The organism is Crystallibacter degradans (assembly GCF_012952295.1).
GTDB classification, from domain to species: Bacteria; Actinomycetota; Actinomycetes; order Actinomycetales; family Micrococcaceae; genus Crystallibacter; species Crystallibacter degradans.
In genome coordinates this window covers 95,273-108,080 of record NZ_JABBCH010000003.1, presented here as the reverse complement: position 1 = coordinate 108,080, position 12,808 = coordinate 95,273, and the positions used below count along the sequence as shown (strand labels likewise).

General features: G+C 66.8%; 12 protein-coding genes. All 12 read left to right on the top strand.

Going from position 1 to position 12,808, the window contains the following annotated elements; translation table 11 throughout:
- The first annotated feature begins 27 nt into the window (after positions 1-27).
- The 12 genes from pcaH to rpsL all read left to right on the top strand — a co-directional run bounded on the left by pcaH (position 28) and on the right by rpsL (position 12,807).
- Entirely contained in the window at positions 28-873 is an 846-nt protein-coding gene (pcaH, locus tag HGO92_RS07160) for a protocatechuate 3,4-dioxygenase subunit beta (RefSeq protein WP_169993268.1), read from the top strand.
- A complete protein-coding gene (pcaG, locus tag HGO92_RS07155; protein WP_169993267.1) occupies positions 873-1,445 on the top strand; it encodes a protocatechuate 3,4-dioxygenase subunit alpha in 573 nt (190 codons plus the stop codon). Before pcaH ends, pcaG begins: the two co-directional genes overlap by 1 nt.
- Before the next feature lie 6 nt (positions 1,446-1,451).
- Positions 1,452-2,876, top strand: coding sequence for a lyase family protein (locus HGO92_RS07150; protein WP_169993265.1), 1,425 nt, complete (start codon positions 1,452-1,454; stop codon positions 2,874-2,876).
- A complete protein-coding gene (locus HGO92_RS07145) occupies positions 2,873-3,667 on the top strand; it encodes an alpha/beta fold hydrolase (protein ID WP_169993264.1) in 795 nt (264 codons plus the stop codon). The genes HGO92_RS07150 and HGO92_RS07145 overlap by 4 nt, the downstream gene beginning before the upstream one ends.
- A gap of 75 nt (positions 3,668-3,742) precedes the next feature.
- Positions 3,743-4,168 carry a 4-carboxymuconolactone decarboxylase gene (pcaC, locus tag HGO92_RS07140; RefSeq protein WP_169993262.1) on the top strand — a complete coding sequence of 142 codons (426 nt, stop codon included), beginning with the start codon at positions 3,743-3,745 and terminating at the stop codon, positions 4,166-4,168.
- Positions 4,169-4,354: 186 nt separating this feature from the next.
- Positions 4,355-5,560: an acetyl-CoA C-acyltransferase gene (locus HGO92_RS07135; RefSeq protein WP_169993261.1), complete on the top strand. Its 1,206-nt coding sequence runs from the start codon at positions 4,355-4,357 to the stop codon at positions 5,558-5,560.
- A 21-nt stretch (positions 5,561-5,581) separates the two neighbouring features.
- Positions 5,582-6,280: a 3-oxoacid CoA-transferase subunit A gene (locus HGO92_RS07130; protein ID WP_169993259.1), complete on the top strand. Its 699-nt coding sequence runs from the start codon at positions 5,582-5,584 to the stop codon at positions 6,278-6,280.
- Positions 6,277-6,918, top strand: coding sequence for a 3-oxoacid CoA-transferase subunit B (locus HGO92_RS07125; RefSeq protein WP_169993257.1), 642 nt, complete (start codon positions 6,277-6,279; stop codon positions 6,916-6,918). The genes HGO92_RS07130 and HGO92_RS07125 overlap by 4 nt, the downstream gene beginning before the upstream one ends.
- Positions 6,919-6,953: 35 nt before the next feature.
- The gene (locus HGO92_RS07120) at positions 6,954-7,742 is read left to right on the top strand and encodes an IclR family transcriptional regulator domain-containing protein (RefSeq protein ID WP_169993255.1); all 789 of its coding nucleotides are present in this window, start codon (positions 6,954-6,956) and stop codon (positions 7,740-7,742) included.
- A gap of 132 nt (positions 7,743-7,874) precedes the next feature.
- Positions 7,875-9,986 (top strand): acyltransferase family protein, encoded by a 2,112-nt coding sequence (locus tag HGO92_RS07115; protein WP_169993253.1) that lies wholly within the window; start codon positions 7,875-7,877, stop codon positions 9,984-9,986.
- 56 nt (positions 9,987-10,042) lie between these two features.
- Positions 10,043-12,166 (top strand): acyltransferase family protein, encoded by a 2,124-nt coding sequence (locus tag HGO92_RS07110; protein ID WP_240974480.1) that lies wholly within the window; start codon positions 10,043-10,045, stop codon positions 12,164-12,166.
- 266 nt (positions 12,167-12,432) lie between these two features.
- Complete coding sequence (gene rpsL / locus HGO92_RS07105; RefSeq protein ID WP_169993251.1) at positions 12,433-12,807, top strand: 30S ribosomal protein S12; 375 nt, start codon at positions 12,433-12,435, stop codon at positions 12,805-12,807.
- Position 12,808 lies beyond the last annotated feature (1 nt).

Genomic DNA, 12,808 nt, shown 5'->3' with positions numbered 1-12,808 from the left:
TGAACATTCCAGGAAAGGAGCGAGACCATGACAGCAAATACCGACGAGACGTTCGACGAGAGCCACGTGATCGAAAATGACAGCGCCGTGATTGATTCCGACGCAGCCGCTGACAGCCAGGACTTCATCACCAACCAGATCAACAAGATCCACGATGAGTACCAGCAGGGCAAGGCCGAGGGGAGGCCGGAGGAAACGCAGCCGCGGATCGACTTCGCCCCGTACCGCAGCTCCGTGCTGCGCCACCCCACGAAGGACCTGCACCATGCGGATCCGGAAACCATCGAACTGTGGTCGCCCGCCTTCGGCCACCGCGATGTGCACGCGCTGGAAGCGGACCTGACCATCCAGCACAACGGTGAGCCGCTCGGTGAGCGCATCGTGGTCCGCGGCAAGGTGCTCGACGGCGCCGGCCGCCCGGTCCGCAACCAGCTGGTGGAAATCTGGCAGGCCAACGCCGCCGGCCGCTACATCCACAAGCGCGACCAGCATCCGGCCCCGATCGATCCTAACTTCACCGGCGTGGGCCGCTGCCTGACCGGCGACGACGGCTCGTACGAGTTCACCACCATCAAGCCGGCACCGTACCCGTGGAAGAACCACCACAACGCGTGGCGCCCGGCGCACATCCACTTCTCGCTGTTCGGCACCGACTTCACCCAGCGCATGATCACACAGATGTACTTCCCGGGTGATCCGCTCTTCTCCCTGGATCCGATCTACCAGTCCATTACGGACCAGCAGGCCCGCGACCGCCTGGTCGCCACCTACGACCACAATGTGACCAGCCACGAGTGGGCCACCGGCTACACCTGGGACATTGTGCTCTCCGGCAGCAACCGCACCTGGATGGAAGACGAGGACGCAGAGTAATGACGCAGAACTCCACACAGCTTGTAGCAACCCCCGGCCAGACCATCGGCCCGTTCTACGGTTATGCGCTGCCGTACGAGAAGGACAGCCAGCTGGTCCACCGCGCGCACGCCGGCTCCATCCGGCTGCACGGCGTGGTCTACGACGGCCAGGGCACACCCATCCCCGACGCCCTGCTGGAAATCTGGCAGGCCGACGAAACCGGCGTCATTTCCCGGGAGACCGGCTCGCTGGTGCGCGATGACCATACCTTCACCGGCTTCGGCCGGGCGGCGGTGGACAACGAGGGCCACTACACCTTCACCACGGTCAACCCGGGCGCCACGCAGGAGGGCAAAGCCCCGTTCATCTCGCTGGTGGTTTTCGCCCGCGGCCTGCTGAACAAGCTGCACACCCGCATCTATCTGCCGGAGGACACCGACGCACTGGCCAACGATCCGCTGCTTTCCTCGCTGCCGGAAGAGCGCCGCAAAACCCTGATCGCCACCCGCGAGGCCAACGGAGATCTGTACTTCGACATCCGCCTGCAGGGTGAAAACGAGACGGTCTTCCTGAGCTACCCGGGAGCATAACTACAGATGAATCCAGCGGACAACGCTGATTTCGGGCTGCTGTCCCCGGCTTCGGCCGGGACAGCAGCATCCCGTTTAACCAGCGATTACCAGTTCATCCAGGCCATGCTCGACGTCGAACTCGAGTGGGTCCGCGTCCTCGCGGATGCGGGCTATATCGACGCCGGCCTCGTCCCCGCGGTCGAAGCGGCCTCCGCCGCCGAGCAGTACGATGCGGCGTCCGTGGCCGAACGTGCGCAGGGCGGCGGCAACCCGGTTATTCCGTTGCTCGGCGACCTGCGCGCCCGCGTGAAGGAGGCCTCACCCGCGGCCGCGGCGGCCATCCACAAGGGCGCCACCAGCCAGGACATCCTGGACAGCGCCCTGCTGCTGATGGCCAGCCGTACCCTCGAGGTCATTCTCGCGGACCTCAAGACCACCGCTTCGGCGCTGGCGCGGCTCGCCGATACGCACCGCGGCACCGTCACGGTGGCGCGTACGCTGACCCAGCACTCGCTGCCGAGCACCTTCGGGCTCAAGGCCGCGAACTGGCTTTCAGGTGTCGGCCAGGCCGGTGTGCAGCTGTCCGAGGTGGCCGGCAGGCTGCCGCTGCAGTGGGGCGGCGCCGCCGGAACCATGGCAGCACTGACGGCCATGGCCGCCAAGGGCCCCCAAAACAAAACCGCAAATAACGACGGCGGGGCGCTGGCTTTGGCCGCGCAGCTCGCCGGACGCCTGGGGCTGGCCGACCCGGTGGCGCCGTGGCAGACCAACCGGCTGCCGGTCACCGCTCTGGCCGCGGCCCTGGCCGACGTGCTCGCCGCCGCGGGCAAGGTGGCCAATGACGTGCTGCTCCTCAGCCGCCCCGAATTCGGCGAACTGTCCGAACCCCGGGCGGAGGGGCGCGGAGTCTCCTCGGCCATGCCGCAGAAACAGAACCCGGTGCTTTCCGTCCTGATCCGCAGCGCCGCCCTGGCCGCCCCGGGCCACCTGGCCCAGGTCCAGGCCGCCGCGGCCGGGGCCATCGACGAGCGGCCGGACGGTTCCTGGCATGTGGAGTGGCAGGCCCTGCGCCAGCTGCTGCGGCTGGCCGGGGGAGCGGCGGCCAAACTGGCCGAACTCACGGACGGCCTGGTGGTGCACGCGGACCGGATGCAGGAGAACCTGGCCATCACCGGTCCGCTGGTCGTGAGCGAGAAGATCATGGCCACCGTCGCCCCGCTGCTGGACGACGGTGCGGCCGGATCCGGCAAGCCCAAGGTGCAGGCACTGGTCAACGAGTCCCTCTCCGGCGGGACACCGTTCACGCAGCTGCTGCGCGGTGCCGTGCCGCAGCACAAGCTGTCCGAGGCGGACCTGCAGGCGCTGCTGGACCCGGCCGGCTACCTGGGCCAAAGCGACGAACTGATCACCCGGATCATTGAACATTTTTCAGATTGGAGCCAAGCATGAGTATTCCCCAGATCACCCCCACCCTGCTGTCCGAGGGCCGCGGCAAGCCGGTCCTGATCGCCGGCGCCGGCCTCGGCACAGGGACCAAGGCCCTGTGGATCGACGCCGTGCCGTTCCTGGATGACTTCCAGGTAGTCGGCGTGGACTTGCCCGGCCACGGTGCCAGCCCAGCTTCAACCGAAACCTTCACCGTGGCCGAGCTCGCCTCCGGCGTCGTCAATGCGGTGGAGAAGCTGCGCGCGGCCGGTGACATCGCCGCGGACCAGAAGGTCTATTACGCCGGCGTCTCGCTGGGCGGCGCCCTGGGGCTGCAGCTGGGCCTGGACTACCCCGAGTTCTTCGCCGGCATCGGCGTCATCTGCTCGGCAGCCAAGATCGGCGAGCCGCAGTCCTGGCTGGACCGCGCGGAGACCGTCCGGGCTTCCGGCACGCCCACCATGGTGACCGGGTCGGCGCAGCGCTGGTTCGCCCCGGGCTTCATCGAGAAGAACGCGGAGGCCACCACCCGCCTGCTGCACACCCTGCAGGACGCGGACCGCTTTGCCTACGCGCACTGCTGCGAAGCGCTGGCCGGTTTCGACGTGCGCGAGCAGCTGGGCGGAATCTCCACCCCGGTGCTGGCGATTGCCGGCGGCCAGGACGAGGTCTGCCCGCCGCCCTTCGCCGAAGCAACGGCGGCCGGCGTACGCAACGGCCGTGCCGCCGTCGTCGATTCGGCAGCACACCAGGCACCGCTGGAGGCGCCCGAGGAGACGGCCAAGCTGCTGCGCGAATTCTTCCTCGCCGGCTAGCAGCCAACACCAAGCCACCCAACGCAAGCCACCTGAAGAGAACCACCACCATCAAGCCAACAAGGAGCACCACCGGTGAGCGAGACAACCCCGATATTCGATCCGGCCCAGACCCAGCAGGACGTGTACGACGGCGGCATGAAGGTACGCCGCGAAGTGCTCGGCGATGCGCACGTGGACCGGGCCAACAGCTCGATCGACGAATTCACCCAGGAGTTCCAGGAACTGATCACGCGTTACGCGTGGGGGACCATCTGGACCCGTGAGGGGCTGCCGCGGACCACGCGCAGCGCCATCACGCTGACCGCGATGATCGCCAACGGTTACTGGGAGGAGCTGGCCATGCATGTGCGGGCCGCACTCACCAACGGCATGACGCGGGACGAGATCAAGGAAGTCATCCTCCAGTCCGCCATTTACTGCGGTGTTCCCGCCGCCAATGTCGCCTTCAAGGTGGCCCAGGGCGTGTTCGCCACCCTTGACGAGGATCAGGCGAAGTAGCTATAGTTCATATCACGTACATCTGTTCGTAAAGCGAACACCTAGTCTCGGTGTTCAGCCTGCGGACAGAGGCGAGAACTTTTCAGCACCTCATCCGGCCCGGCCGCACAACCTGAGCAAGGCTGCGCGGCCGGGCCGGGACTGAATCCGCGCCCGAGCGAAGGGCGGCGGTCTAAGGAGCCCGTAGTGAACCAGGCGTACCTCTATGACGCTATCCGTACCCCTTTCGGCAAATTCGGCGGTGGTTTGGCAGGCGTCAGGCCTGACGATCTGGCCGCCGAGGTAGTCAAGGCCTCCGTATCGCGGGCGCCGGGTCTGGACCCGGAGCGCATCGACGAAGTCATCTTCGGCAACGCCAACGGTGCCGGCGAGGAAAACCGCAATGTGGCCCGCATGGCCACCCTGCTGGCAGGCCTGCCCACCTCCATCCCGGGCACTACCGTGAACCGCCTCTGCGGCTCCAGCCTGGACGCAGCCATCATCGCCTCCCGCCAGATCAACGCCGGTGAAGCCGACGTCACGCTGATCGGCGGCGTCGAGTCCATGAGCCGCGCCCCCTGGGTGCTGCCGAAAACCGCCAAGCCCTACCCGGCCGGCGATATGACGCTGGCGTCCACCACGCTCGGCTGGCGCCTGGTGAACAAGAACATGCCCAAGGAATGGACCGTCTCGCTGGGCGAGGCCACCGAGCAGTTGCGTGAACGGCACGGCATCAGCCGCGAACGCCAGGACGAATTCGCTTACAGCTCGCACAGGCTGGCCGATGCCGCCTGGAACGAGGGCAAGTACGAGAACCTCGTGGTTCCCGTCCCCGGCACGGACCTCACCCGGGACGAGAGCATCCGCCCCACCAGCACGCCGGACGTCCTGGCCGGGCTGAAGACCGTGTTCCGCCCGGCCGGTGACGGCCCCGAGGGCGGCACCGTCACCGCCGGCAACGCGTCACCGCTTAACGACGGCGCCTCCGCGGCACTGCTGGGCAGCGAGGCCGGCGCCGAGGTGCTCGGCATGGAACCGCTGGCCCGCATCGCCGGCCGCGGCGCCGCCGCCCTGGAACCGCAGTTCTTCGGGTTCGCGCCGGTCGAGGCCGCCAACCAGGCCCTCAAACGGGCCGGCATCAGCTGGGGCGACGTTGCCGCCGTCGAACTCAATGAAGCTTTCGCCGCGCAGTCGCTGGCCTGCATCGACGCCTGGGACATCGACCCGGCGGTCGTCAACGCCTGGGGCGGCGCCGTGGCCATCGGCCACCCGCTGGGCGCCTCCGGCATCCGCATTCTCGGCACCCTGGCCCGCCGGCTGCAAGCCAGCGGCCAGCGCTGGGGCGTGGCCGCAATCTGCATCGGCGTGGGCCAGGGCCTCGCCGTCGTGCTTGAAAACGTCAACGCCAAGTAAGTAATTAGGAGAGGCTTGAGCATGCTCAACATTGCACAAACAGCCCAGGAAGCGGTGGCGGGCGTTCATGACGGCGCCACCGTGCTGATCGGCGGCTTCGGCAACGCCGGCCAGCCCATGGAGCTGATCGACGCGCTGCTCGAATGCGGCGCCACGGACCTGACCGTTGTCAACAACAACGCGGGCCAGGCCGACGCCGGTCTGGCGCTGCTGATCAAGGAGCGCCGGGTCAAGAAGATCATCTGCTCCTTCCCGCGGCAGTCCGATTCCTGGCACTTCGACACCGCGTACCGGGCCGGCGAGATCGAGCTGGAACTGGTGCCGCAGGGCAACCTGGCCGAGCGCATCCGCGCCGCCGGAGCCGGCATCGGCGGCTTCTTCACCCCCACTGGCTACGGCACCATGCTGGCCGAGGGCAAGGAAACCCGCGAGATCGACGGCCGGGGCTACGTCTACGAGACCCCGATCCACGCGGACTTCGCGCTGATCAAGGCCCTGAAGTCGGACAAGACCGGCAACCTGGTCTACCGCAAGACCGCCCGCAACTTCGGCCCCATCATGGCCGCCGCCGCCAAGAAGTCCATCGTGCAGGTTTCCGAGATTGTGGAAACCGGGCAGCTGGATCCCGAGGTGGTCGTCACCCCGGGCATCTACGTGGACACCGTCGTCAAGATTGCGGCGCCCGCAACCGCCGCGGCAGAACAGAAGGTAAGCAAGTGAGCGAGAAAATCGGCCGCGACGAGCTGGCCCAACTTGTAGCCAAGGACATCAAACCGGGATCCTTCGTGAACCTGGGCATCGGCCAGCCGACGCTGGTCTCGAACTACCTGACCCCGGAGCAGGGCATCACCCTGCACACCGAGAACGGCATGCTGGGCATGGGCCCGGTAGCCCAGGGCGACGAGATCGACGAAGATCTGATCAACGCGGGCAAGATTCCGGTCACGGAACTGCCCGGGGCGTCCTACTTCCACCACGCGGACTCGTTCGCCATCATGCGCGGCGGCCACCTGGATGTCTGCGTGCTCGGAGCCTTCCAGGTCTCCGCCACCGGCGACCTGGCCAACTGGCACACCGGCGCCCCGGACGCCATCCCGGCCGTGGGCGGGGCCATGGACCTGGCCACCGGTGCCAAGGACGTCTACGTGATGATGTCCCTGTTCACCAAGGACGGCCAGTCCAAGCTGGTGCCGGAATGCACCTACCCGGTGACGGGCGTGAACTGCGTGACCCGCATATACACTAATGAGGCTGTATTCCTGATTACGAAGGACGGCGTCCGCGTGCGCGAAACCTTCGGAACCACCATCGAGGAACTGCAGGCCAAGATGGAAGTGAAGCTGCTTCCGGCCGAATAACCGCAACTGACCTGCGTACTGCGCAGTAGGGAATGATGACCGAGACCAAACTGCCGGGCGACCAGTTCGTCCAGTCGCTCGCCCGTGGCCTTGCCGTGATCCGTGCTTTCGACGCCGATCACATCAGCATGACCCTCAGTGAGGTCTCCAAACGAACGGGACTGACCCGCGCCACCGCCCGCCGTTTCCTGCACACCCTGGTTGATCTGGGGTACGTGCGGACGGACGGCCGGGTGTTCGAACTGACGGCCCTGGTGCTACAGCTCGGATACTCCTACTTGTCCGGGCAGTCCCTTCCCCAATTGGTGCAGCCACTGCTCGAAGAGCTCTCCGAGGAACTGCACGAATCTACCTCGGCCTCAATTCTCGACGGCGACGACATCGTCTACATCGCACGCATCCACACCCGGCGGATCATGACGGTGGGCATCACGGTGGGCACGCGGTTCCCGGCCTACGCCACGTCGATGGGGCGGGTGCTGCTCGCCGGGCTGCCGGCCGACCAGCTGGACGAATACCTGTCCCATGCGGAACTCAAACCGCTCACCCCGCGGACCATCAGCGATCCCGCGCGGCTCCGCACCGAACTGGACAACGTCCGCGGGCAGGGCTGGGCGCTGGTGGACCAGGAGCTCGAAAACGGCCTGCGTTCCGTGGCCGTCCCGATCCTGCAGCCGGACGGCACGGTGGTGGCCGCGCTGAACATGTCCATGCAAGCCTCGCTGGCCGACGGCACGGACCTGGACCAGGCTGTCGTCGAGGCGCTGCCCAAGCTCCAGGCTGTCTCCGCCAAGATCACCGACGCCCTGCGAGCCCAGCACTAGTAGCCCAGCACTAGTTTTCTGCCGCCAGCTTCGCGGCGGTTTTCTGCCCGCGGCGGAATCCACGGCCATTCCGCGGACGATCCGGACCGCGCCCGGCTGCTGCCTGTTATCTTTTTGTTATATTGGCTGTCTATGCCTGAACTGACCAGACAAGCCGCCGAAACCGGGGGACAGCAGCCCGCTGCCAAGCCGCAGCGGCGCAAATTCCTGCCCGAAGTGCAGGCCCTGCGCGCCCTCGCCGTACTCCTCGTGGTGATTTACCACCTGCAGCCCGGCTGGCTGCCCGGCGGGTTTGTCGGGGTCGATGTCTTCTTTGTCATCTCCGGTTTCCTGATCACCGGGCACATGCTGCGCGAAGTCCAGCGGACGGGCAAGCTCTCGTTGTCCGCGTTCTGGGCCGCGCGGGCCCGGCGCATCCTGCCCGCAGCCCTGGTGACCATTGCCGCGGTCTGCCTGGCCACCTTCCTGCTGAGCCCTGCAACCCAGTGGGGCAGGATAGGCTCGCAGGCGCTGGCCTCCACGTTCTACACGCAGAACTGGTTGCTCGCCGCCGACTCCACCGACTACATGGCGGCCGGCAACAGCGCCACACCGCTGCAGCACTTCTGGTCGCTGGCTGTGGAGGAACAGTTCTACCTGTTCTGGCCGCTGCTGATGCTCCTCGCCGTGGCACTCGGCCGGCGCTGGCGGGTCAAACGCGGGCAGCAACTGCCTGCCGTGGTGCCGGTCTTCGCCGCGGTGGCGGCGGCGTCGCTGGTCTTCAACATGTGGTTTACGGCCACCGGCAATCCGGCCGCGTACTTCATCACCCCCACCCGGATCTGGGAGCTCGCCCTCGGCGGCGTGCTCGCCGCGACCTTGACCTACACAGACCGCTGGCTGCGCACCCGCAAGGTCCTGGCGCTGGCCGGAGCCGCCGCCATCCTCACCGCTGCCTTGGTCTTCAGCGGCACCACGCCCTTCCCCGGCGCCGCCGCGCTGCTGCCCGTGCTCGGGACCATGGCCGTCATCGCCGCCGGCCGCACCACCGGCACCGCGTCGCTGCACACCGTCGTCGACCGCAGGCCCGTGCAGTGGCTGGGGAACGTCTCCTACTCCCTCTATCTCTGGCACTGGCCGCTGGTGGTGTACTACCGCACGCTCGCGGACCGGCCGCCGGGACCGTGGGAGAGCCTGCTCCTGCTGGCGGCCTCGCTGGGACTGGCGGCGGCAAGCTACTACTTCATCGAGACTCCGGTCCGCAAAGCCGGCTGGCTGTCGGCGCACCCGTGGCGTCCCATCGGCGCGGGGATTGTGGCGATGGGGCTGATCGGGACGCTGGCACTGGCCCCGGGGCAGCAGCGCGAGCAGCTGGTGGCCGAGCGCGCCGTGCAGACGCAGCAGTTGCTGGACGCCCCGCCGTCGCAATTCGGGGCGAAGGCGATGGATGCCAGTGCCGACAAGAGCTTCGCCGGCGCGAACGAAGCCATCGTGCCGGATCCGAACAAGGCCGTGGAGGACGAATTCGACTTCGGCGACTGCGTGGCGCAGCAGCGCGACGCCGAGACGCCGGAATGCGAATTCGACTACCGCAAGAACGACGGCGGACCCACCGTTGCGCTGGTGGGGGACTCCCACGCGGGGCAGTGGGCGCCCGCACTGGACGTCCTGGCCAAGGAGCGTGGCTGGAACCTGGTCACCTACATCCACAACTCGTGCCCCTTCACGCCGGAGCGGCGGGTGCTTGAGGCCGAGGGCAAATCCGTCTGCACCGAACCCAACATGCGGACCCTGGAGCGGCTGGTCGACCGGGGCGATGTGGACGCGGTCATCACGTCCTACTTCTCTTCGTCGGTCTTCGAGGACACGGACACCGGCCATCGTCCCGGAGTTGCAGGCATGGCCGGGTACTGGAACACGCTGGCCGATGCCGGCGTCGATGTCTATCCGATCGTCGACACGCCGGCACCGCGGCCCGGAGCGGACCCGCGGGACTGCGTGGACCTGCACTATGGCGAGCCCGAGCGCTGCAGCCAGCCGCGGGACGAGGGCTTCGACGGCAAGGACATCACCCGCGAGGCGGCCGCCCTGGCGCCGCGGGCCCGGGTGGTCGACCTCTCGGACAAGTTCTGCGGCGCGGATTCCTGCCCGATGGTGATCGGCAACGTCATGCTCTACCGGGACTTTAACCACGTCACCCGGACCTACATGCTGACCCTGGTCGACCGGCTGGGGGAGGAGCTCGCGGCCGCCAAGGCGGAGTAAAACCTAAGCGGAAATATGCCGCGTTCATGTCGAATGCACCGTCTGTTTATCTGGGCATGACTGACTTAGCACCCATGGAGACCAAACAGACGGAAGGAAAAGTACGCAAGTTCCTGCCCGAAATCCAGGCCCTGCGGGCTCTGGCGGTGCTCATGGTGGTGGCCTATCACCTTGAGCCGCGGTGGCTGCCCGGCGGGTTTGTCGGCGTCGACGTTTTCTTCGTGATTTCCGGCTTCCTGATCACCGGACACATGCTGCGCGAGGTGGCAAAAACCGGCACCATCTCGCTGCGCCACTTCTGGGCCGCACGCATCCGGCGCATCCTGCCCGCGGCGCTGCTCACCGTCGTCGTTGTCCTGGTGGTCACGCTGATGATCGCTCCGATGACGCAGTGGCCGCAGATCGGTATCCAGGCGCTGGCCTCGACGTTCTATGTGCAGAACTGGGCCTTAGCCACCAATTCGGTGGACTACCTTGCTGCCACGGAGTCCGCCACCGCCCTGCAGCACTTCTGGTCCCTGGCTGTGGAGGAACAGTTCTATGTGTTCTGGCCGCTGCTGGTCCTGCTGGCGGCCTACCTGGTCCGCAAGTCCAATGCGCGGCTGCAGTCCGGCGGGCAGTTGCGCCGGGCAAGTTACTCGGTCACCCGCTGCGCGGGCCTGCTCTTCGCGCTGGTCACCGCGGCCTCGCTGGTTTTCGGGATCTGGTACACCGCAGGCGGCAGCCCGGCTGCCTACTTCATTACGCCCACCCGGATCTGGGAACTCGGGCTGGGCGGGCTGCTGGCACTCACCCTGACCTACACGGACCGCTTGCCCCACCTGCGCAGCCTCCTGGCGGCCGCGGGCCTGGCCGCGATCCTGGCAGCGGCCTTCCTGCTGGACGGTTCGACGCCCTTCCCCGGCACCGCCGCGCTGCTCCCGGTCCTGGGCACAATGGCGATCATTGCCGCCGGCCGCACCTGCGGCGAGCTGTCGCTGCACCGGCTGGTCGACCTGAAGCCCGTGCAGTGGACCGGCAACATCTCCTACTCCCTCTACCTGTGGCACTGGCCGCTGATCGTCTTCTACAAGACGGTGGCCGGCCGCGAGCCCGGGCCGGTGGCCAGCCTGATGCTGCTGGCGGTGTCCTACGGCCTGGCCGCGTTGAGTTACTACTACGTGGAGAGCCCTGTGCGCCGGTTCGGTTGGCTGAATGCCCAGGCTTGGCGCCCGCTGGCCGCGGGAGCTGCCGCCACCGCGCTGGTGGGCACGATGGCCTTCGTCCCGGGCAACCAGCAGCAGCGGATCCTGGCGGAGCGCGCGGTCCAGACCTCGGCCCTGCTGGCCGCACCTCCGAAGGACTTCGGAGCAGAGGCAATGTCACCGGCAGCGGACCGCGCGTTCGCCGCTGAGTCCGATGTGATCGTGCCGGACCCTACGGTGGCGAAGGAAGATAATTTCGACGTCGGCGACTGCGCTTCGCTGGCATCGGACCCCGACACGAAGGAGTGCGAATTCGGGGACGAGGACGCGGAGAAGACCGTGGCATTGGTCGGGGACTCGCACGCCGCGCAATGGTTTGCCGCGCTGGAGCCGGTTGCCAAGAAGCAGGACTGGCGGCTGGTGACATACCTGCACAACTCGTGCCCCTTCACCACGGAAATGCGGGTGGCCGAACGGGACGAGGACCTGCAGTGCACCGAGCCGAACCGCGGAACCCTGGACCGGATCATCGACAGGGGAGACGTGGACACCGTCGTGACCTCCTACTACGCCAACGTGAACTTCGTGGCTTCCGGTACGGAACACCGCCCGGGAGCTGCCGGCTTTGCCGAGAACTGGAACGCGCTGGCCGACGCCAGGATCGAGGTCTATCCCCTGATGGATACGCCCCGGCCGCGCGAAGGGGCCATAGTCCCGGACTGCGTCTCGCAGTCCTATGAGGATCCGCAGGAGTGCGGCCAGCCGCGCAGCGAAGGGTTCGACGACCAGGACCTCACACGGGAAGCCGCGGAACTGGCGCCCCGGGCCCGGGTGCTGGACCTCTCGGACGCCTTCTGCGGGGAGGATTCCTGCCCGGCCGTGATCGGCAACGTGCTGCTCTACGCGGACAAGAACCACATCACCAGAACCTACATGAAGACGCTGGCGCCGCGGCTTGAGCAGGAGCTGCTGGCAGCCATGGAAGAGGCGCAGTGAGCCTGCGGTCAGCCGCTTCCCTAATCTCTGATAGACTATTACCCGATTGTTTTGTGTGGCAGTGGATGAAGGCCGTTCCGAAGTTTCCGCAGGTTGGGAATTTGGGGATGGAGCCTGTTTCCGGTCCGCGGGGTTCTTGCGCGGTGAATGCCACACCTTTGCATGCCTACGGTCGTTTCATTCCGCAGTAGGCGTGGAGACGACTGGAAAGTGCCTGGCCTCGCAACAGTGGCGGGGCAAAGCCTAGAAAAACGGAGATCACGAAAGTGCCTACGATTCAGCAGCTGGTCCGCAAGGGCCGCTCACCCAAGGTCAATAAGACCAAGGCGCCCGCGCTTAAGGGCAGCCCCATGAAGCGCGGCGTCTGCACCCGCGTTTACACCACCACCCCGAAGAAGCCGAACTCCGCTCTTCGTAAGGTAGCCCGTGTCCGCCTCAACGGTGGCATCGAAGTTACCGCCTACATCCCCGGTGTAGGCCACAACCTGCAGGAACACTCCATCGTGCTCGTTCGCGGCGGCCGTGTTAAGGACCTGCCGGGTGTCCGCTACAAGATCGTCCGTGGTGCACTTGACACCCAGGGCGTGAAGAACCGCAAGCAGGCTCGTAGCCGCTACGGCGCGAAGATGGAGAAGAAGTAAT

What these genes read in the sequence shown, in the direction of transcription:
- pcaH (WP_169993268.1), top strand. Translation starts at nt 28, where the DNA reads ATGACAGCAAATACCGACGAGACGTTCGACGAGAGCCACGTGATCGAA.
- pcaG (WP_169993267.1), top strand. Translation starts at nt 873, where the DNA reads ATGACGCAGAACTCCACACAGCTTGTAGCAACCCCCGGCCAGACCATC.
- HGO92_RS07150 (WP_169993265.1), top strand. Translation starts at nt 1,452, where the DNA reads ATGAATCCAGCGGACAACGCTGATTTCGGGCTGCTGTCCCCGGCTTCG.
- HGO92_RS07145 (WP_169993264.1), top strand. Translation starts at nt 2,873, where the DNA reads ATGAGTATTCCCCAGATCACCCCCACCCTGCTGTCCGAGGGCCGCGGC.
- HGO92_RS07130 (WP_169993259.1), top strand. Translation starts at nt 5,582, where the DNA reads ATGCTCAACATTGCACAAACAGCCCAGGAAGCGGTGGCGGGCGTTCAT.
- HGO92_RS07120 (WP_169993255.1), top strand. Translation starts at nt 6,954, where the DNA reads ATGACCGAGACCAAACTGCCGGGCGACCAGTTCGTCCAGTCGCTCGCC.
- HGO92_RS07115 (WP_169993253.1), top strand. Translation starts at nt 7,875, where the DNA reads ATGCCTGAACTGACCAGACAAGCCGCCGAAACCGGGGGACAGCAGCCC.
- HGO92_RS07110 (WP_240974480.1), top strand. Translation starts at nt 10,043, where the DNA reads ATGACTGACTTAGCACCCATGGAGACCAAACAGACGGAAGGAAAAGTA.